General features: G+C 59.9%; 13 protein-coding genes. 8 read left to right on the forward strand and 5 right to left on the reverse strand.

Annotated elements, in window-relative coordinates:
- Nucleotides 1–49 precede the first annotated feature (49 nt).
- Nucleotides 50–610 carry an OmpA family protein gene (locus AXK12_RS03510; protein WP_068711506.1) on the forward strand — a complete coding sequence of 187 codons (561 nt, stop codon included), beginning with the start codon at nt 50–52 and terminating at the stop codon, nt 608–610.
- 183 nt (nt 611–793) lie between these two features.
- Here the strand turns inward: AXK12_RS03510 and acs are convergent, their stop codons facing one another.
- Nucleotides 794–2,743, reverse strand: a complete 1,950-nt coding sequence (acs, locus tag AXK12_RS03515; RefSeq protein ID WP_068711508.1) for an acetate--CoA ligase — start codon at nt 2,741–2,743, stop codon at nt 794–796.
- 249 nt (nt 2,744–2,992) lie between these two features.
- Between acs and rho the strand changes: the two genes are divergently transcribed.
- The 6 genes from rho (at nt 2,993) to AXK12_RS03545 (ending at nt 10,042) form a co-directional block, all read left to right on the forward strand.
- Nucleotides 2,993–4,102: a transcription termination factor Rho gene (gene rho, locus AXK12_RS03520; RefSeq protein WP_068711668.1), complete on the forward strand. Its 1,110-nt coding sequence runs from the start codon at nt 2,993–2,995 to the stop codon at nt 4,100–4,102.
- Between the two features lie 175 nt (nt 4,103–4,277).
- Nucleotides 4,278–6,041: a hypothetical protein gene (locus tag AXK12_RS03525; protein WP_231863517.1), complete on the forward strand. Its 1,764-nt coding sequence runs from the start codon at nt 4,278–4,280 to the stop codon at nt 6,039–6,041.
- A gap of 147 nt (nt 6,042–6,188) precedes the next feature.
- A complete protein-coding gene (gene hisF, locus AXK12_RS03530) occupies nt 6,189–6,971 on the forward strand; it encodes an imidazole glycerol phosphate synthase subunit HisF (protein ID WP_068711510.1) in 783 nt (260 codons plus the stop codon).
- 21 nt (nt 6,972–6,992) lie between these two features.
- Nucleotides 6,993–7,583 (forward strand): hypothetical protein, encoded by a 591-nt coding sequence (locus AXK12_RS03535; RefSeq protein WP_068711513.1) that lies wholly within the window; start codon nt 6,993–6,995, stop codon nt 7,581–7,583.
- Nucleotides 7,584–7,753: 170 nt separating this feature from the next.
- Nucleotides 7,754–8,812, forward strand: coding sequence for a Gfo/Idh/MocA family protein (locus AXK12_RS03540; protein ID WP_197456981.1), 1,059 nt, complete (start codon nt 7,754–7,756; stop codon nt 8,810–8,812).
- A 168-nt stretch (nt 8,813–8,980) separates the two neighbouring features.
- Nucleotides 8,981–10,042 carry a 3'-5' exoribonuclease YhaM family protein gene (locus tag AXK12_RS03545; RefSeq protein WP_068711515.1) on the forward strand — a complete coding sequence of 354 codons (1,062 nt, stop codon included), beginning with the start codon at nt 8,981–8,983 and terminating at the stop codon, nt 10,040–10,042.
- On the opposite strand, the gene AXK12_RS03550 is transcribed toward AXK12_RS03545, so the two are convergent.
- On the reverse strand, nt 10,023–11,291 hold the full coding sequence (locus AXK12_RS03550; RefSeq protein ID WP_068711518.1) for a type II secretion system F family protein: 1,269 nt from the start codon (nt 11,289–11,291) through the stop codon (nt 10,023–10,025). The genes AXK12_RS03545 and AXK12_RS03550 overlap by 20 nt on opposite strands.
- Before the next feature lie 141 nt (nt 11,292–11,432).
- Here AXK12_RS03550 and AXK12_RS03555 point away from each other — a divergent pair, with 141 nt between their 5' ends.
- Nucleotides 11,433–12,404, forward strand: a complete 972-nt coding sequence (locus AXK12_RS03555) for an acetylxylan esterase (protein WP_068711520.1) — start codon at nt 11,433–11,435, stop codon at nt 12,402–12,404.
- 22 nt (nt 12,405–12,426) lie between these two features.
- Here the strand turns inward: AXK12_RS03555 and AXK12_RS03560 are convergent, their stop codons facing one another.
- The 3 genes from AXK12_RS03560 to AXK12_RS03575 all read right to left on the reverse strand — a co-directional run bounded on the left by AXK12_RS03560 (nt 12,427) and on the right by AXK12_RS03575 (nt 20,052).
- Nucleotides 12,427–14,166, reverse strand: a complete 1,740-nt coding sequence (locus tag AXK12_RS03560; RefSeq protein WP_068711522.1) for a GspE/PulE family protein — start codon at nt 14,164–14,166, stop codon at nt 12,427–12,429.
- A gap of 289 nt (nt 14,167–14,455) precedes the next feature.
- On the reverse strand, nt 14,456–18,385 hold the full coding sequence (gene smc, locus AXK12_RS03565) for a chromosome segregation protein SMC (RefSeq protein WP_068711524.1): 3,930 nt from the start codon (nt 18,383–18,385) through the stop codon (nt 14,456–14,458).
- A gap of 605 nt (nt 18,386–18,990) precedes the next feature.
- A complete protein-coding gene (locus AXK12_RS03575) occupies nt 18,991–20,052 on the reverse strand; it encodes a LacI family DNA-binding transcriptional regulator (RefSeq protein WP_082782623.1) in 1,062 nt (353 codons plus the stop codon).
- Nucleotides 20,053–20,074: the final 22 nt, after the last annotated feature.

A 20,074-nucleotide genomic window follows, 5' to 3' on the forward strand; every position in this document is an offset into this window, starting at 1 on the left:
GTGCAGCCCTTTTCTGTGCGCTTTTCCAACCGCACGCTTTTCTCTCTCAATGAATACCATCGCCTTTAAGAAACTCTTTCTCGTCCTGCTCAGCGCAGCGGCACTTTCCAGCGGCTGCTTAAAGAAGCCGCAACGGCCCGATCCGAGTGCGACGGTTTTGGGAGGCGGTGCGGGTAGCGGCTACGACTCTTCTCTCGACCCGATAGACCTCTCGCTGCTCGCGCCCGGCACAGGGCTCGAAGGACGTGGCGCGGGCTTTGACCTAAACGGCCAAATGCGCGGCGTGCTGGAGGCGGTCTACTTCGACTTTGACAAGTCCAGCATCAAAGCGGAAGAGCGCGCCAAACTCCAAGCCGCCGCCGAGCACCTGCGCAACAATCCCTCCCACCGTCTCCTCCTCGAAGGGCACTGCGACTGGCGCGGTACCGCCGAGTACAACCTCGGACTGGGCGACCGCCGCGCAAATGCCGCCCGCCAATACTTGGGCACGCTGGGCATCGCCCCGAACCGCTTAGAGACGCTTTCTAAAGGTAGCCTCGAAGCGGTGAGAAATGCAGATCGTGAAACCGCCGCACGCGACCGCCGTGTTGAGTTGGTGGTCATCCAGTAACGGCCATCCGGCTTCCGCTTTATTTCAGCCTAACGAAACGCCCCGATTTTCATCGGGGCGCTTTTTTTTCCTACGCACGGACGGGCTTGCTCCAAGACTCGGCCCCGCCTGCTAAGCGGGGAGAGTCTGTTGCGTGCTTCATCGCGCTCGCACGAGCGTGACTATCAGCGGCGACACGCCGCCTCACTCTTCGGATTGGAGGCTGGCGACGACATTGAAGTCTTCGAGCGTAGTGATGTCGCCTTTCACGTCTCCGCCGGCAGCAATTTCCTTAAGAATCCGGCGCATGATTTTGCCCGAGCGGGTCTTCGGCAGGGCGGCGGCGAAGCGAAGCGCGTCCGGTCGAGCGATTGCCCCGATCTCCTTAGCGACATGAGCGCGGAGCTGATCTTTCAGCTCGTCGCTCGCAGTTTGGTTGCCCTTGAGTGTCACGAAGCAAACGAGGGCTTGGCCCTTCAACTCGTCGGGGCGGCCAACCGCAGCGGCCTCGGCCACGGCGGGATGCGAGACCAGCGCACTTTCCACTTCTGCCGTGCCAATGCGATGGCCGGAGACGTTGAGCACGTCGTCGATGCGGCCCACGACCCAGAGGTAGCCGTCTTTATCAAAACGCGCGCCGTCGCCCGCAAAGTAGAGTCCGGGGACTTCGCTCCAATACTGCTTTTTGAAGCGGGAGTCGTCGCCCCAAAGCGTGCGCAACATTGAGGGCCAGGGCTGCGTGAGGAAAAGTTTCCCGCCTTCGCCGCGCCGCACTTCTTTGCCGTTTTCGTCCAAGATTTTTGGGACAACTCCGAAAAAAGGCCGCGCGCAAGAGCCGGGCTTGGTCGGCGTGACGCCGGGGAGCGGAGTGACCATGATCGCGCCGGTTTCCGTCTGCCACCAAGTGTCCACAATCGGACAGCGTTTTTTGCCAACCATCTTGTGATACCACATCCACGCTTCGGGATTGATAGGCTCGCCAACGGAGCCGAGAAGCCGCAGCGAGGCGAGGCTGTGCTTGGCCAGATACTCGTCGCCCCAGCGCATGAAGGAGCGGATGGCAGTCGGCGCTGTGTAGAAAATCGTGACGCCATGCCGGTCGATGATTTCCCAAAAGCGGTCGGGTGCCGGCTGGTTGGGCGCACCCTCATACATGAGAACGGTCGCGCCGGCGGAGAGCGGCCCGTAGACGACGTAGCTATGGCCGGTGATCCAGCCGATGTCGGCAGTGCACCAGTAGATGTCGGTTTCCTTTACGTCGAAGACGTAGTGCGTCGTCATCGTCGCTCCGAGCAGGTAGCCCGCTGTCGTATGGAGAACGCCCTTGGGCTTTCCAGTGGAGCCGCTGGTATAGAGAATAAAAAGCGGATGCTCACTCGGAAGCGGCTTAGCTTTGTGCACGGCAGGCGCGGCGGCCATCAACTCGTGCCACCACAGGTCGCGCCCCTCCTGCATGGCGACAGTGTTTCCGGTGCGCTTGAGCACGACGACGTGCTCGACGCTCGGGCTCGAGCTGAGCGCACGGTCGACGCTCTCCTTTAGCTCAACAATTTTCCCGCGCCGCCATCCGCCATCGGCGGTGATGACCAACTTCGCATTACAGTCGTTGATCCGATCTTTGATCGCTTCGGAGCTGAAGCCGCCAAAAATCACCGTATGCACGACGCCGAGCCGCGCACAGGCGAGCATGGCGACGGCCGCCTCAGGCACCATCGGCATGTAAATCGCGGCGCGCTCGCCTTTGCGTAGTCCGAGCGATTCGAGGACGTTGGCGAACTTACAGACTTCGCGATGCAGCTGCTTGTAAGTGAGTGTGCGGATGTCGCCCGGCTCGCCCTCAAAAATAATCGCCGCTTTATTTTCACGCGCCGTGCCAAGGTGACGGTCGAGACAGTTTTCAGCGGCGTTGAGCATGCCACCGGTGAACCATTTGGCGTGCGGGGTCTTCCATTGGAGAGTTTGCGAAAAGGGTTTTCGCCAAGTCAGGAAGTCCTTGGCCTGTCGGCCCCAGAAACGCGCTGGGGAGTTGACAGACTCGGCGTAAAGCCTCTTGTAGGCGGCTTCACTCCCAAGATTTGCTTGGGCCTTGAACTCGGCAGATGGCTTGAAAACCCGACTTTCTCGGGACACGGAAGTAATCGTCTGATCAGTCACAAATGCTGGCGGGATTGGGGGTTACGGAGGGGTAAGGAAGACGAACGGGTAGTTCGGTCAGCTTTATCCCAGTGCGATTTTCGAGCGTCAAGAGCGAGCCACATTTTTAAACAACTCTGTATGGATACCAACACCCCGTCCGCGACTGCGGAGACCAACGAAGAGCCCGTGCGTCATGGCGCGACGGATACGCCTGAAATCCCTAGCCAAGCCGAGCCAAATCCCCCCGCTCCTACGCCCGCAGAAAACATGCTCCGTGTCGAAGGGGTGCTCGATATCGACCGCCAGCGCGGTGGGAACGGCCAACTACTCGACCTGTCGCGCGGCGGGAAACGCAGGCCAGACGATACCTTTGTCCCGAAAGAATTGATACGCCGCTTTAAGCTCCGTGAGGGCAGCTTGATTGGAGGCACCGCGTTTCCCCCCGAGGGACGTTTCCCAAATCCAAAGATGCGCTTCATCGAAACGGTCGATGGGGTGCCACTAGAGGAGCGGCGCAGCAAATTTGAATTTACGACGCTCACCACAATCTCGCCCGAAAAGCACTTGAAGCTCGAAACCAAAGACGGGCGCATGACCACGCGTGCGGTCGATTTATTTTGCCCCATAGGCAAAGGCACGCGCGGACTCATCGTCGCGCCGCCGCGCACAGGTAAGACCACACTCTTGCGCGACATGGCACTGGGCGTTCTCGAAAACAACCCCGAGTGCCACGTTATGATTTTGCTCGTTGATGAGCGCCCCGAAGAAGTGACGGACTTTCGCCGAAATGTGCCGGCCGAGGTTTGGGCCTCCTCCAACGACGAGCAAATCGACAACCACATCCGCGTCGCCGATCTGTGTATTGAGCGCGCCAAACGGCTCGTCGAGGTCGGGCGCGATGTCGTGCTCTTCGTCGATTCGATTACGCGGCTATCCCGCGCACACAACACGCTGCGCAACTCAGGCCGCACCGGCTCGGGTGGTCTCGACGTCCGCGCACTCGAAAAACCGCGCCAACTCTTTGCCGCTGCGCGTAACACCGAAGAGTCCGGCAGCCTGACAATCGTCGCCTCCGTCCTCGTCGAAACCGGCAGCCGGATGGACGATGTGATTTTCCAAGAGTTCAAAGGCACCGGTAACATGGAGCTCGTGCTCGACCGCAAATGCGCAGAGATGCGGCTATGGCCCGCGATCAACGTAGCGGCCTCCGGCACGCGACGCGAAGAACTCCTCATCGATCCGAAGCTCTTAGACGGCATCCACTTTTTCCGCCGCGCTCTCGTTCAACAGCGTATCGAAGACGCGACCGAAACGATGATTACGCGGCTCTCGAAAACGAAGACCAATGCCGAATTCCTTAAGCTCATCGCGCAATAACACCGCGTGCTCCTGCGCGCCGAGTCGCCCACGCACCACTGCACTTCTTGTAATTCCCTAGATTCTCTTCTTGCCGCGCCCCACGACGGCGCGTCACAAACTCCCTCCCCAGAGCGACGGCCCGCTGCCCAAGCGGACGCGCCGCCCGAGTCAGACGACATAAAACCTACCACGAATGCATAGCTTCTCCGAGCAGTGTCTCGACATGGCCCGCTCAATGTTGGCCCACAACATTGATTCCATCCAACCCAACGGCACTGTCCTCCCCGTCCCCGGCGAACAATCCCGAAGCGATGAGCCCGGCCACGTCGCCTTCGCCCTTGGCGAATATTACCGAAACACTGGCGAGACTACGCTTGGCGGGCACGACCTGATCGACCTCGCCGCGCGCTGCATCACCGCGCAAATGTTTACCGAGCCCGCCGCGGAAAACGGCCTCGCCTACGCGGCACTCGGACTCCTCGCCTTCGGCCCCTCCAAGGAGCGCAACCCCATCTGGGAACGCCTCGTAGACGAGACCAAAGAGCGCATCGACAAACAGCTCCTGCACCGCAGCGACTACGACAACCACTGGCAGTCCTTTAACATCGCCAAGGCCGTCGCGCGCTTCAGCCTCGGACTCTCTAAGAAAGACGAAACCTCGCGACTCATTGAGCGCATGGTCGACAGGGTGCAGCACACCAGCTCAACCGGATTTTTTGACGACGCCGCGCCCGGCCTCGGCGGTCACTTCAACCTCTACGGCGTGCTCGCCTTCGTCTTTACGCGCTCCGCACTCCAGCTCCACGCCAACAGCGGCGTGCGCGACCGCAAACTGCCCACGCTGCGCACCTACGCCGAGAAATACATTAAAATGATGCCCGACCTCGTCCGCGCTGACGGGCTCGGCTGGGCCTTTGGCCGCGCCGCCGGAGCCTACGGGCAAATGCACTGCATCAGCCTAATCCTCCAAGGCCTGCGCGACGGCTGGATCGCCGATACGGATAAGCCCAAATACTTCGACATCCTTCGCCGCCTCTTCCTGTTTTTCTACCAAACTTACCTCGACCAAGAACACGGCTTCCTCGACCTGCGCGACGACGAGCGCACCGCCTACGAGCCGCACACCACACGCATCGCAAACTTCGATGCCGCACGCTACTTGTGCCAATGGTCACGACTCGCCCAGACGGTGCAAATGCCCGCCGGTGCGGCCGCCCAAGTCCCCCCCCAAGGCAACAGCGGCCGCTTCGTCGTCTTCGACAAAAGCAACCGTAAGGAGCAAGGCGTCTTCCTCTTCCGCGACGCAGCGAGCGGCCTACACGCGCAAATCCCGCTCATCAGCGCAGGCTCGACCGTCACCAGCGACTCGCTCCCCTTCCCGCACTGCCCGGGCGTCTTCGATTGGCCGAACAACGTTTACATGCCCGTCATGGTGCCCGAACTCACCTTCGGCGATAAAGTCACCACGCCCGCCTTCTATGGTCGCAACTGCGTAACAGGACTAGGACTACGCAACAGCTTTTTCTTCCGCTACGAGCAGCCCGACCTCATCACCACTGAGGAAGAAATCCTAAAAGGGCTCGGCAGCGTAAAGGTGCAGTGGAACTTCTCTGGCCGCCAAATCAGTTGTGAATACGCCTACACTGTCCGCCAGCAAGTCACGCTCAACCGCTTCCGCTACATGCTCGTGATTGCCGCGCCTCACTCCCAATACCGTGTGGGTGGCTCGCTCGCACTCGGCACCGAAGGCCACCGCTGCACCGTTTCCAAAAACGATTTCCAGGCCAACTGGGCGGAGACCGAAGTCGTCAGCACCGACCCGAACTACCGCACTAACTACGGAAAAATTCACTACGTGCAAACGCTGCTACGCGACCATCCGCTCATCATGCGTCCCGGCCAAGTCTACCGCCTCGCGGTTAACTTCGACCCCGACGTGGCGCAAATCGAAGCCTAATACGCGTCGGGCTGCGTGTGTGCGCAGCGAAGGGGGGTAACCCGCTTGGGCGCGGCGAAAAATTCACGCGCTCAAACTCGTCTCTCTCGCGAATAAGCCGCACAAAGCCCTTCCTCTCCTGCGCGCAAAACTGACAGTCTGCCTCCTATGCTCAGCCGCCGGATAATCCCCTGCTTCGACGTTCACAACGGCCAAGTCACACGCGGCGTCCAATTCGGCAAAGCCGAGGCGGGAGAACTCACTAACGTGGGCGACCCGATCGCGATGGCGCAGCGTTACGACGCACAGGGGGCCGATGAGTTGATTTTTTTGGACATCACCGCCTCAAGCGAAGGCCGCAGCATCATGCACGACCTCGTCCGCGCAACCGCCGAAAAGTGCTTTATGCCGCTGACCGTCGGCGGCGGACTGCGCAACACCGACGACATCCGCGCCATGCTCAACTCAGGCGCCGATAAGGTCTCGCTCAACACGGCAGCCATTACCGAACCCGAGTTTATCCGCGCGGCGGCGAGCAAGTTTGGCAGCCAATGCGTCGTCGTCGCCATCGATGCGAAACGCGCACCGGACGGCGGCGACTCTTGGCAAGTCTACACGCACGGCGGACGCAAGACGACCGGACTCGACGCGATCGAGTGGGCGCGCCGCGCCGTCGCACTCGGTGCAGGCGAGATTTTGCTCAACAGCATCGACCGCGATGGGACCAAGGCCGGCTTCGACATCGCACTCACGCGCGCAGTGAGCGACGCCGTGCCCGTGCCCGTCATCGCCAGCGGCGGCGCAGGCTCGCTCGACGACTTGGGAGATGCCTTTATTGACGGACACGCAAGCGCAGTCGTCGTCGCCAGCCTCTTCCACTTCGGCACCTACACCGTGCAGCAAGCGAAAGACGCCCTCCACGCACGCGGCGTGCCTGTCAGGCTACCTTAAAGCCAAGTCGCCAAACTACACATGGATTTAAACCTACAGCCTTTGGCGACGACGTGTTTTGTTTCGGGCGAGCGCTTTGAGGAAGGCAGCCGCGTGGTCAGCCTGCTTGTGCGCAATCCGCAAATGGAGGTCGCCCGTTACGATCTGCTCGAAACGCAGCGCGGCGAACTGGCAGTCGAGGGCACGCTGGTGTGCAGTTGGGTGCAGCCCTACAAGCCGCGCCAAAAACAGGAAAATCCCGACAGGGCGTTAAAGATGACGGCGGAGAATCTTTTTCTCACGCTCGCGGACCCGAGTAACGAACCGGAGGAAGAGACACTGCGGTTGATTCAATTCCTTGCGCTGATGCTTGAGCGTAAACGGATCCTCCGCCCGAAGGGGACGCTCAAAGATGGCGAAGACGTGTATCGCGCTCGCTACGAACACGCAAAAACCAAACAAGTCTTTGACTTTCCTCAGTCGGATTTCTCGCCCGAATTTTTCCTCGCAGTCCAAGCGCAACTCAGCGTGCTGCTCGGCGGAACAAGCAAGCAAGAAGTGCCAGAAGCAGGAAAGACACACGCAGAATCTGCCGTTAAAGAGCCAGTGGCTGACGCTGAAACGGTTTCATAAACAGCGCAAACACCTCTTGCTTTTCTTTTTGGAATTAGAAGCGTGCCGGCTGTTTCTCTCATGGCCCCTCCGCGCGCCATTTCCCCCACAAAAAACATAATCCCTCTCATGTCTATCCAAGTAACTGTCTTCTCCAAACCGCGTTTCGGTAACATAAAGGAGGATGCCAAATGAGCACTCCCAAGCCTATCCGCCTTCTTATCGTAGGCACTGGCAGCATGGCTGCCTACCACGTTGAGGCTTTCAAAAAAATACCTAATGTCGAAATCGTCGGCGGTGTCGATGTGCGTGCAGAACAACTCGCTGCCTTCAACGAAAAACACGGCATCGCTAACGGCTTTGCGTCTGTCGAAGAAGCGATCACTTGGGGCCAGTTCGACGCGGCAAGTAATGTAACGCCAGATCGTTTCCACTACCCTACGACGCTATCGCTCCTCGCTGCAGGTAAGCACGTCCTCTGTGAGAAACCTCTGGCGACCAATGCGGCCCATGCACTCGAGATGGCCGAGGCCGCCGCCAAAGCGGGTGTTGTAAACGCTGTTCACTTCTCATATCGCAGGGGAGCAGCGCTGCAGAAGGCCGCTGAGTTAGTGAGCGAAGGTGCGATTGGCGAAGTCCGTTTCTTTGAGGCTAGCTACCTGCAAAACTGGCTACATCTGGAATGGCAGACGCGCCCAGAGTGCCTGTGGCGACTCTCGACTGCCCACGGGTCAAGAGGTGCACTCGGTGATACCGGTGTGCACATCGTAGATTTTACTACCTATGTCGCGGGCCAAGCAGTGACTTCGGTCTCTGGACTGTTAACCACTTACGACAACAAAGCTCCCGGAGGGAAAGTCGGTGACTACGTCCTAGACGCCAATGACAGCGCGACGATGCAGCTTAAGCTGGCCAACGGAGCGGTGGGCACTATCACTACGACCCGTGTCGCCAGCGGCCACGGCAACGACCTTCGCCTAAGGATTTACGGCACTAAAGGTGGCCTAGAAGTCTCAGATAAAGATGGAGCTAGCCAAATGCGTGCCTGCATCGGCGCCGACATGGAAACGTCGGAGTGGCGAGTCGTAGACTGCCCGGCAATAACGCCGATCCACGAACGCTTCATTGCGGCTATTCGGGGTGAGAAGACTCCCCTTCCTCCTAATTTTGCACGTGGAGCGGAAGTTCAACGCGTCCTTGATGCGGCTGAGGAATCCGCAGCGAAAGGCTCACAAATCATAACTTTGTAGGGCTCGCATCGGCCGTTATTTCTCAAAATGCCCGCACCCTTTCTGGTGCGGGCATTTTCCGTTTGCAGGCCCAAACCTTATTGTAAGGCACTGAGCCGCCGAGCACACTGGGGTCTGTTCCCCTGCGAAACCAATCGCTCTTCACTTCGCGACACGCAGTTTAGCGCTATGTCCGCCGAAACCACAACGCCCACAGCCTTACTCTCCGTCTCTCGCTTAAAGGACTACATCGAGGCGGATCGGGGACGCACCTTTGTGAGCCTACTCATTGCCCGCCGCGTCACTCACAAAACTGCGGCCAACGGAAATCCGTTTTGGAGCCTCGAACTTGGAGACCGAAGCGGCTCCTTTCGCTGCACCCTCTTTGGCGATAGCCCAGTGTGCGCTTCGCTGTCCCCTGCACTCGAAGGCAGTGCGCTGCGTTTTGAGGGAAAGGTCGATTTTTACCAAGGGACTTTTTCGCCGCGTCCTACCCACATCACCCCGCTTTCTGAAGCCGAACTCGCCGCGCTCCCGCCCGACGCACTCGACGAACTAATAGAGAAAGCTCCAGAAGAGGCCGCCCAACTTCGGGCCGAGTTTGAGGACTTCATCAAAAAAATCAGTCACGACGAACTGCGGATGACTCTACGCCAAGTGTTCGACGCAATCGGCGAAGCGTTCTACGCCTGCCCTGCCGCAATCGCCATGCACCACGCCTATCGACATGGGCTCCTAGAGCACACTGTGCACATGGCACGAGTGGCGCGCGCGACTCTGCCGCTTTATCCCGAAGTCGATCCCGACCTCGCGATGGCGGGAATCCTCGTCCACGACATCGGCAAGGTAATCGAATACGAAGGCACGCTCGCTGCGCACCGCAGTCGGCGGGGCGTCCTTCAAGGCCACGTCGTTCTCGGCTACCAACTGGTGCGACGCGCTGGGCTAAAAGCCGGGCTCGACGAAGACCGACTCGAACGGCTCGAGCACATCGTGCTTAGCCACCAGGGCGCCCCCGAGTGGGGAGCCGCCGTCTACGCCGCCACACCCGAAGCCGTTTTCGTCTCAATGATCGATAACCTCGATGCGCGGATGGGCATGGTCCAGCGCGCACTCCGCCAAGCCAGCGACCAAAGCGAATTTTCCGAGCGTATCCCCGGACTCAATACTACACTGCTCACCGCCCCAATCGGAGGCGCCCCGCCTACCCCTTCACAAAGGGAGTCGCTGCTCACCCCAAAGACTGGATGATCTGCATAATTGGCAGGAACAACGCGATGACGATCGTCCCGACCATGACCGCCATGATCACAATCATGACGGGCTCTATGAGCGAGGTGAGCGCGTTAACCGAATTATCGACCTCCTCGTCGTAGTTGTCGGCGATTCGGATCAGCATTTCCGGTAGCGCGCCAGTCTCTTCCCCCACCTCAATCATGCTCGGAACCATATCGGGGAAAACCCGCGTCGCGCGTAACGGATCAGCGACCGAGTCGCCCTCCTTCACGCGATCATGCACGAGTGTAATTGCCTCGGCGATACGCATGTTAGCACTCGTATCGCGCGCAATCCGCAGCGCATCCAGGATAGGGACGCCGCTCGGCAGCAGTGTGCCAAAGGTGCGCGCGAAACGGGCAATCGCCGTTTTGAGCAACAAATCCCCCAGCACCGGAATCCGCAGCGAAATCGTATCGATTAAACGAATACCGCGTTTGCTTTTAGTTGCGAAGCGGAAGGAAACCGCGAGCACTGCAGTCAGCCCGACCGCCAGTAGCGAGTGGTCTTTAAAAAAATTACTCGTCCCGATGACGACTTGGGTGAGCCGCGGCAGCGCTTGGCCTTTGAGAGTAGTCGCAAAAATGGCCTCAAACTTTGGCACCACAAAGACCATCAGTGCGACAACGATGGATACGGCCACTAGGATAATGACCATCGGATAAGTCATGGCCGATCGGATACGCCCGTGTAAACGCAGTGACTTTTCCTGAAATTGAGCCAAGCGCTCCAATACCACCGCGAGCACTCCTCCTGCCTCACCCGCGCGGACCATGTTTACATAAAATCGCTCAAAGACTTTGGGGTGCTGCTGTAGCCCTTCCGAGAAAGTCCCACCACCGCGAATTAGATCCCCAAGTGCAGCGATAATCAGGCGGAAGTGCCTATTGCGCTCCTGCCGCTCCAGCACCTCAAGACTGCGCAAAAATGGCATCCCCGCTTTGATCAGCGAGCTAAGTTGACGTGTAAAAACCGCCAATTCCTTCGGGCGCACACTACGACCAATGGTGAAAGCCGATTTCTTTTTCAGGCTAGCCGCAGGCCTCGGCGAAACCTCCTGTGACCCAGCGCCCGACTTCCGTGTTTCGCTCCGCTTAATTTCTAGCGGCACAAGCCTGAGCCGTTTCAACTCGAGGACAGCCGCCTCTTGTGACCGAGCTTCAAGCTCCCCCGACACCTCTCTGCCGGTGTGCTGCTCGATGGCACTATAAGCAAAGCTCGGCATCGGCGAGAATCCCAGTCCCACTTAGAAAAAGCGTCAAGTCAGTGGGCTTAAACTAGGTCTGTTCGCGTTTCAAACACGAACAGACCCTAGGGCTTCTCTTAGCTTGTTTGGCGGAAAAAGTACCACAAGCTACGCAATACTATGCCCCTAATTGATAAGCCCCTCGCTGAACTCTACACCTATCAAGGCCTTAATCCGCGCCCTAGCGATTTTGACGCGTATTGGGACGAGGCCTTGCGCGAGCTTGATGCCACTGACCCGCAGCCCAAACTCGTTCCCAGCACTGCAATCGCACCACAAAACGCTGAGGTCTTTGACCTGTGGTTTACCGGCGTGGGTGGGGCACGGATCTACGCCAAATACCTTCGTCCGAAAAATCGTGCGGCGGGTAAATGCCCGGCCGTGCTTCAGTTCCACGGCTACTCGGGTAATGGCGGCGAATTCTCGCCCAAACTCGCTTACACCGGCGAAGGATTTTGCGTCGCATCGCTCGACGCGCGCGGCCAAGGCGGGCGCTCCGAAGACATCGGCGGGGTGCAAGGCTCGACCTTGGCTGGCCAAATTATTCGCGGCCTCCCCGACCCCGATCCGCGCAAGCTACTCTTCCGCCAAATATTCCTAGACACCGCACAACTCGCTCGCGTGGTCATGGGTTTCGACGAAGTCGACCCCGAGCGCGTCGGTGCGATGGGCCCATCGCAAGGCGGAGCCCTTACTCTGGCCTGTGCCGCACTCGAACCCCGAATCAAACGCGCCGCGTCCGTCTATCCCTTTCTCTGTGATTACAAACGCGTTTGGGAGATGGACTTGGCCTATGGCGCGGCCTACGAGGAGCTGGGGAGGTACTTCCGCACCTTCGACCCGCGCCATGAACGCGAAGAGGAGATCTTTACTCGGCTGGGCTATATTGACTGCCAATACTTGGCCCCGCGCATCAAAGCCGAAGTACTCATGTATACCGGCCTGATGGACACCATATGTCCGCCCTCTGCCCAGTTTGCCGCCTATAACAAAATCTCTTCTAAGAAGGACGTCGTGATCTACCCGGACTTCGGCCACGATCACCTGCCCGACGAAGCCGACAAGACCTTCGACTTCATGCGCGGTCTTTGAGCGACCTTCGCGGCAGCTGCGCTCACGTATAACGCAGCAGTTCGTCTAAGGTCGTTTCCCCATCAAGGGCGGCCCGAAGCCCATCTTCGCGCAAGGTGAACATACCTTGTGCGATTGCGGTTTTGTGCAGCACCAAGGTCGGCTCGCGCATCAAAACTTGCTCGCAGATCTCCTCCGACATCGGCAGCCATTCAAAAATCCCCAGCCGCCCGAGATAGCCCGTGTTATGGCAATGCGAGCAACCGCGCCCGCGATAAAACGGCCTCCCTGCAACCGCTCGCGGGTCGATTCCTTCGCTCGCAAGCAGCTCCGTGCTCGGCTGGTAGCTCGTTTTGCAATGTGGACAAATCCTCCTTAGAAGCCGTTGCGCCAACACTGCCGAAACCGTCGAGCTAATCAAAAACGGCTCCACGCCCATATCCACTAGCCGCGTAATCGCGCCCGCAGCGTCATTCGTGTGTAAGGTCGAGAACACCAAGTGCCCGGTCAACGCAGCCTGAATCGCCACCTGTGCAGTCGCCAAGTCGCGAATCTCGCCGACCATGATCACATCGGGATCTTGCCGCAAAAACGCCCGCAACGCAGAGGCAAAAGTCAGCCCTATCGGTGCATTTACCGGCACCTGCATAATGCCGTCGATTTCGTATTCCACCGGATCTTCCACACTCAGCAGCTTCGCCTCGGTCGTGTTAATCGTGCGCAATGCGGCGTAAAGCGTCGTCGTCTTCCCCGAGCCTGTCGGCCCCGTAACAATCAAAATTCCGTTTGGCCGTCGGATGATTTCGCTGAGCGCGTCATGAATCCTTATGGGCAGACCAAGCTGCGAAAGGTCGAGCTGCACCGCCGCCCGGTCGAGCACGCGCAACACAATACTCTCTCCAAACTGCGTCGGCAGCGTCGATACGCGCAAATCGACTGTGCGTGCGCCCTGCCCTGCCAGCGTAAACTGAATTCGCCCATCCTGTGCCACGCGACGCTCCGCGATATTGAGGTTCGCCATCACCTTCAGCCGAGACGCGATCGGCAAGGCGAGTTGGCGCGGCGGCGGCGTCATCTCGTAGAGCGCACCATCAATCCGATACCGAATCCGAAACTCGTGTTCGAAAGGCTCGAAGTGAATATCCGACGCTTTGTCGCGAATCGCCTGCGTCAGCACCAAGTTCACAAAATGGATAATCGGAGCTTGCCCCGCCATCGCCTCCAAGTCGCGCTCCGCCAGATCGGTCTCCGCAGCCGCCCCCTGCTCGTAATGTCGTATATCAATCGACGTAAGCAGATCCTCCAGCGAACTCGCCCCCTCCCCATAACAACGCTCAACCAGCTTCCTCACCTCATCGGGATCAGCCACCACGAGCCGCACCTCTTTCCCGAGTGCAAACCCAAGGTCATCAACCACCTGCGTATTAAATGGATCGGTTGCCCAAACTTCCAGCAAGTGCGACTCGGCGTGATGCGGAAAAGCGCCATAACCTCGCGCAAGCTCTGGGCTCAGTGCGCCCAGCAATTCGGGAGAAAACTCGCTCTGAGCGATTTTGGAAAACTGGAATCCCAAACCCTTTGCCACCGCGACCAACAACCCATCCCGAGTAATCAATCCGCGCGCCAAGACGATATCCGCCAAAGGCTGCCCGGTCGCCTGATGAACTTCCCACGATTCTTTCAGTTTTTCCCGGTCAATTCCGACTCCACCGCCATCACTAGTCCTTGCCCCTTGATCCGCATTGAGAATCTCGAAGAGTTCTTGGCTGCGCTCGTCGAACATAGCACAGCGACCCTAGACGCCATGCGCATTGTCTCAACTCAAACTCTAGACTATTTGGGTTTGTGGAATAGAGGAGCGTCCGCACTCACGCGTCGATCGGCCGACTCCGCTACCACGGCAATGACTAAAGTTTACGACGCCAAATTAGCGAGCGGCATACACGAGCGAATCGTGCTCAGCTTCCGCCACAGCAAAACGCAGGCACAGGGAGTTAGCTGCAGTCTTTGACTCTGCGAGCATTCAGTCCGAGAGGCGGGCTTAGGCTGTTTTATTTTGGCAGCGGCAGCGGTCACTGCCCGGCCCGAGCGGCGACGACGGCTTCAGCGATGTTTGCCGGTTGGGGGCTGTCGCCGTCGCTGTGCGGGTGGTGGCTGAAGCGCATGGAGACGATTTTCGACACGCCGCGCTCCTCCATTGTCACGCCGTAAATCGCCTGCGCCGCCGACACAGTGCGTTTGTTGTGCGTGATGATGATGAACTGAGAATTGTCCACAAACTGCTTCAAGAGCGTGGTAAAGCGGCCAATGTTTGACTCGTCGAGCGGCGCGTCGAGCTCGTCGAGCAAGCAGAAGGGCGAAGGTTTGACCATGTAGAGCGCGAAGAGCAGCGCGACCGCCGTCAGGGTCTTTTGCCCGCCCGAAAGCAGCGTAATGCTCTTGAGTTTCGTGCCGGGCGGCTGGGCCACGATTTCGATGCCGCTCTCCAAGATGTCGTCGGTCTCGATTAGCTCCAACTCCGCCCGGCCCCCGCCAAAGAGCGTCTGGAAGGTTCCCGCGAAGTTTTTCCGAATCTGCTCAAAGGTGAGTTCAAACTGTTGGCGCGAGGTTTGGTTAATCTCGTCAATCGCGCCAAGCAGCTCGGCTTTCGCGCTGCTTAGGTCAGCCACTTGTTTTTTGAGGAAGTCGTGCCGCTCTTTGAGTTCGGCGTATTCCTCAATGGCGACGAGGTTCACCGCGCCCAAGCTACCGAGCCGCTGACGCAGTGCGTCAGCTTCGTGTTTAACCGCCGCCCAGTCGGTCGCGTCGAGCGCCGCCAAATCGGCCTCAGTCGGCTCGCCACGTTGCTCTTTTTTCTTCCGGCGGCGTTTCGGGGCAACTGCCGCAGCAGCACCGGAAGCCGCCTCGCTCCCCTCGCCTTCGGGTTCAGTCTCCGCAGCAGCCTCGCTGGACTGCGGGGTAGCCGCTTCGCTTGGCTGCCCGCCCTCGTCCTCTTCGTCGAGGTCGAGTGCTTGGATGCCTTCGGGCTCATCGTCGGCGCGCCAAAGCGAGAGCCGCCAATCCACCTCGCCGATCTCGATCGAGAACTCGCGCTGCACTTCCTCGACCAAGAACGCGACGCGCTGCCTCAACTCAGCCAGCTTGACCTCGTGGCGGCCGAGCTCGCTCTGCGCGGCGTCGGCCTGCTGCCGCTCGCTGTGCTGCGTGCCTTCGATTTGGGAAATCACACGCTCAAGCTCCACGAGTTCCACGCGCAGTGTCTCCACCTGTTGCTGCGCAGTTGCTAGGCTGGCCTCTAAGTCCTTCGCACGCACTTGGGCCGTGGCGGCTTCTTTTTCCAAATCGGCAATCTGCGTCGTGCAAAATCCGATCTCGTCGCGACGCTGTTTAAGCACGGCCTCCAACTGCTGGCGGCGGCGCTGCATTTCGCCAAGCCCGCGATCGAGGACTTCGACCTTTTGGCGGTGCTCAGCGAGATCGAGCCGGGCTTGGGCGAGGGCCTCGCGCTTGGCGTCGCGCGACGTGCGCACTTCGAAGGAGCGGGCTTCGGCGCTTTGGATCGTGTCGCGCTGCGACTGGACTGCGGCCTCGGCTTCCGCAAGGGCGGCCTGCGCTTTTTCCCAGCGCAGCTGCGCCTCGCGGCTCGCCTGTTCGAGCGAGCCGAGCTCGCGTGTCATCCGCTCAATCCGTCGGGCCACCTCTTCGCTGGCTTGGGTCGCGCTACGCTGCTCGGCTTGGGCTTGGGCGAGTTGTTGGGTTGCCGCGAGGACGGCGGATCGCGCTTGCTCAAGCGCGGCCTCGGCTTCGGCAAGCGAGGCGGCGATTTTTTCGATAACTGCCTTTTGCGCGTCGTGCGCCTTTTGCTCTTCGGCGAGGGCCTTAGCGGTTTCGCGCAAATCGATTTCGCGCTGCACGATGCTGTTAGCGGGTTTCTTACTCGTGCCTCCGTAAATGAGGCCGCGCCGGTCAACGAGTTCGCCTTTGGCTGAGGCAACGGCAAGGAAGCTAAACTCGGGATTCGCTTTCCAGTAATCGAGAAAGGCGGGCAGGTCGTCGGTGATGTAGCAGGCCGAGAGAATGCTCAGTGCGGGGTGCCCGGGCTCGGGCGCGATGAGGGCTTCGCTCGCCGCTTTAATGCAGTCGCAGGCTGTTTTATTTTGCGAGGCGACGTCGTCTCCTCGTCCCTTAAAATCACCGACATGGAGCACGGCGGCCCCGAGTGATTCGGCTTCGAGCTGGGCGAGGACGCGCTGGGCAGTCGCCGTATCGCTGACGCGAATCGCTTCGGCGGCTGCACCGAGCAGGGCCTCTATCGCGCGAGCGTGAGCGGGGCGGACTTCGAGCCCTTGGGTAATCGGCAGCGGCTTCTCCGCCTCGGCGTTTTGCTCGGTTTCGCCCGTTACATCAGAGCCCTGCGGCCCCTCGCCCGCGCGGGTAAACGCTTTGTTGAGTCGGCCTTGGAGGATAGCCTTCGCGCCTTCGCCAAAGCCTTCCCATTTTTCCTGCAATTGTTGAAGGAGCCGGAGTCGGGCACTGCGTTGAGCGAGTGCGCGGTCGATTTCCTGCTGCTTGCGTTGGGCTTCGCGAAACTCGCTGGTGAGCGCGGCGATCCGCTGCTGCGCGGCGGCGACGGATTCGGTCGCCTTCGTTTTTTCGGTGCTGGCTTCGGCAACGCGGGTGTCGAGTTCGGCGACGCGCTGGGTGCTTGAGGCCGATTGCTCGCGGGCTTGGGCAAGCTCGGCGGCGAGTGTCTCGTGCCGGTGTGCGCTGGTTTTTTGGTCGACTTCGTAGCGGGAGCAATCGGCGCGGAGGCGGGTGACGCTGCTCTCGGTTTGGAGAAGCGCAAACTTGGCTTGGCGGAGCTGTTCTTCGACTTTGCTTAGCTCGCCTTCGACGATGCCGAGCTCGCGGTTGCACTGTTGAAACACGTCGTCGGAAGAGCCGAGGAGCGTGAGTTGCTGCTGCTTGTCTTGCGCGCCGGTGTCGGCCTGTTCGGAGACTTCGCGGAGCTGCATTTCGAGCTCGCCGAGCGTGTTGCGCGAGCCGGTGAGTCGGTCTTCGAGGCCGCTGCGTTTGGTTTGCGCGAGGTTCGCTTGGTTTTCAGCCGCTTCCTTTTGCGAACGCAGATCGTAGGCGGCTTGCTGGGCGTCTTGGACGCGCTGGTTGAGTTGGGCGCGGGCGGCTTTCTTTTCGTCGAGGGAGCCTTGCTGCGATTCGAGCTCGCGGCGGCGGGTGTCCGCCTGGGCGCGAAGCGCGGTCACTTGTACGTCGAGCTCGCCGAGTGTCGCGGAAAGCGCGGCGTGTTGATGGCTGTTCCACGCGAGCGCGAGGTGGCGCATCCGGTGGTTGAGCCGCTTGTAGCGGAGGGCTTTGGCGGCTTGACGGCGGAGGCTACCGATTTGGCGCGAAACTTCGCCCACGACGTCGGCGACACGCGAAAGATTTTGGTCGGTGAGCGCGAGCTTGCCGAGTGCTTCGCGCCGCTGCGCTTTGTATTTGGTAATGCCTGCGGCTTCCTCAAAAACGGCGCGCCGCTCCTCGGGTTTTGAGGAGAGGATTTGGTCGATTTGGCCTTGGGCCATAATCGAGTAACTCATCCGGCCCACGCCGGTATCCATGAAGAGCTTGTGAATGTCTTTTAGGCGGCAGGCGCGGCCATTGAAGAAATACTCGCTCGCACCGTCGCGGTGGACGCGGCGCATGATCTCGATCTCGTGAAACTCGCTGCCGAGCTGTTTTTCACAGTCGGTGAGCAGCAGCGAGACTTCGCAGAGTTGGGCGGCCTTGCGCGCGTCGCTACCCTCGAAGATGACGTCCTGCATCTTGCCCCCGCGCAGTGCTTTGGCAGACTGCTCACCGAGCACCCAGCGAATCGCATCGGCGATGTTCGACTTTCCGCACCCGTTGGGGCCGACGACTGCCGTGACGCCGGGCTCGAGATTGAGGGTCGTGGGGTCGGAAAAGGACTTAAAGCCGTGCAGTTTGAGTGCCTTGAGATACATGAAAAGCCGCCGAGTGTGAAACCGCGTAAGTCGCGGGCAATCTAAACTGCGGGATTTCCCCATTTTGTGGCCGTAGGTAGGTTTTAGTCAGCGCGCCACCCGCTGGCTGCGCGACACGCGCCTAGGGTCTGTCCCCGTTTCAAACGTGGCCGCGACGATACGCTTTTTTCCCACTACGCGTGGGGCGGCAGCGTGTCGCTGCACCCATTTACAGAGCCGCTTGGCCGCCGTGCATGCGCACAATAGCCAAGCGTTCGGTAGAAAGGAACCCAAACTTGGAGGCGGGAAGTTTACTGGTGATTTCCCCCACCTCGCCCAAGCGGGTTATCACTCTACTTTCCCCTCCCTGTCGCAACGCGACAGGGGGAGTGCTTTCAAATTTGGGATTTCGCTTTCGCGCGATAGCGCGTCGCGAAATCCCAAATTGAATGGACGGCGGGCCAACGAGCCCGCCGCCAAATAAAACAGCCTACGGCTGCGCCCCACGCGTAGGGGGAAAGTGCTCCGGCGAGCGTGCGCAGCACACGTGAGTGGCGAGCTTCTAGCCAGATGCCCTGCCCCTTCGGGCTGCGCTCAATCACCGCATGGCCGATTTTTTAGGTCTTTTACCTCTCTATTCTCCGCGCGGTTTCGCCTTCGCACCAGTAGGCGTGCAGCAAAATCGTGCGCGGGATCGCGGGGATGCCGCGTTCGCCGAGGCGCAACTTAGTCATGCACAAGTCCACACCGGCAGCGGAAATCTCGTCGCTACTTTGATCGAGCCCAGCCCAAGGCAAGGGCACGAAAGAGCGGTCGAGCGTCGCGACGGCCACCTCGCCGGGACAGGCTACTCCCGCTTCCTTGAGCCAGCGCAGCATCGGATTTTGGCAGCGGTGCATAATCGAGATCGTCATCACCGCGTCGATGCGGTGTTTGCGCAGCCAAGCGATGAAGGCCGCTGCGCCCATCTCCGCCTCAATTAAGGGCGGGATGTCGCCTAAGTGCGGATGTCGCTGCTGGAGGAGATGAAAGCCATCCACCCATGCGCCGTTGGTATCGGCGACGTGACGTTCTTCGAGCGCAAGTCCGATACGGCGGTAGCCGCGCTCTAGAAGTTTTTGGCCCGCCAGGAGCACGCCGCGACTATGGTCACTGACCACACAGTCGAGCCCCGGGCTGCGCAGCGCATGGCCCACTAAGACGCTCGAAAACTGCCCCCACGGGAAGCTCTCTACAAATGCCTTACCGGGGAAGACCTCCAACACCACTCCCTCAATGCCGCGAGCTAAGAGGATTTTGGCGAGCCGCTCGGGCTCAAAGTCCGGCACTCCGAGCGGGAATGGGGCGACGCCAAAGTTGTAACGCAGCGCGTGCGCCTTGACTGCCGGGCCGTAGCGCCCGAGCCGATTCTTGCTGCCGGCTTCCCAAAACTCGGGCTCCACGAGGTGGGCCAGTGTGCCGAGGAGCCGATCGGGCGCACGGCGGCGCACAAAGCGCATCACCTCGCCGAGGAGCGGGTTACTCTTATAGCCGAGCGCACGCGCGGCAGCCCGCACCCGAGCCTGCGTAGTGGCCCGGACATTACCGACTGTGCCCTGTCGCAAGCAGCGCGACGCCGTGGCAAGCGAGACTCCGGCCCGAGCTGCGACCTCGCGCAGCGTGGCCTTTCGTGATGGGGCAGAAAGCATGGCCGATTATCTGCACGAAATA

The sequence above is a fragment of the Cephaloticoccus capnophilus genome (assembly GCF_001580045.1).
Lineage (GTDB): Bacteria > Verrucomicrobiota > Verrucomicrobiia > Opitutales > Opitutaceae > Cephaloticoccus > Cephaloticoccus capnophilus.

Excerpts from the sequence above, each read along its gene's own strand:
- smc (WP_068711524.1), bottom strand. The coding sequence starts at position 18,385 with ATGTATCTCAAGGCACTCAAACTGCACGGCTTTAAGTCCTTTTCCGAC.
- AXK12_RS03525 (WP_231863517.1), top strand. The coding sequence starts at position 4,278 with ATGCATAGCTTCTCCGAGCAGTGTCTCGACATGGCCCGCTCAATGTTG.
- hisF (WP_068711510.1), top strand. The coding sequence starts at position 6,189 with ATGCTCAGCCGCCGGATAATCCCCTGCTTCGACGTTCACAACGGCCAA.
- AXK12_RS03535 (WP_068711513.1), top strand. The coding sequence starts at position 6,993 with ATGGATTTAAACCTACAGCCTTTGGCGACGACGTGTTTTGTTTCGGGC.
- AXK12_RS03555 (WP_068711520.1), top strand. The coding sequence starts at position 11,433 with ATGCCCCTAATTGATAAGCCCCTCGCTGAACTCTACACCTATCAAGGC.
- AXK12_RS03550 (WP_068711518.1), bottom strand. The coding sequence starts at position 11,291 with ATGCCGAGCTTTGCTTATAGTGCCATCGAGCAGCACACCGGCAGAGAG.
- rho (WP_068711668.1), top strand. The coding sequence starts at position 2,993 with ATGCTCCGTGTCGAAGGGGTGCTCGATATCGACCGCCAGCGCGGTGGG.
- AXK12_RS03540 (WP_197456981.1), top strand. The coding sequence starts at position 7,754 with ATGAGCACTCCCAAGCCTATCCGCCTTCTTATCGTAGGCACTGGCAGC.
- AXK12_RS03510 (WP_068711506.1), top strand. The coding sequence starts at position 50 with ATGAATACCATCGCCTTTAAGAAACTCTTTCTCGTCCTGCTCAGCGCA.
- AXK12_RS03560 (WP_068711522.1), bottom strand. The coding sequence starts at position 14,166 with ATGTTCGACGAGCGCAGCCAAGAACTCTTCGAGATTCTCAATGCGGAT.
- AXK12_RS03545 (WP_068711515.1), top strand. The coding sequence starts at position 8,981 with ATGTCCGCCGAAACCACAACGCCCACAGCCTTACTCTCCGTCTCTCGC.
- AXK12_RS03575 (WP_082782623.1), bottom strand. The coding sequence starts at position 20,052 with ATGCTTTCTGCCCCATCACGAAAGGCCACGCTGCGCGAGGTCGCAGCT.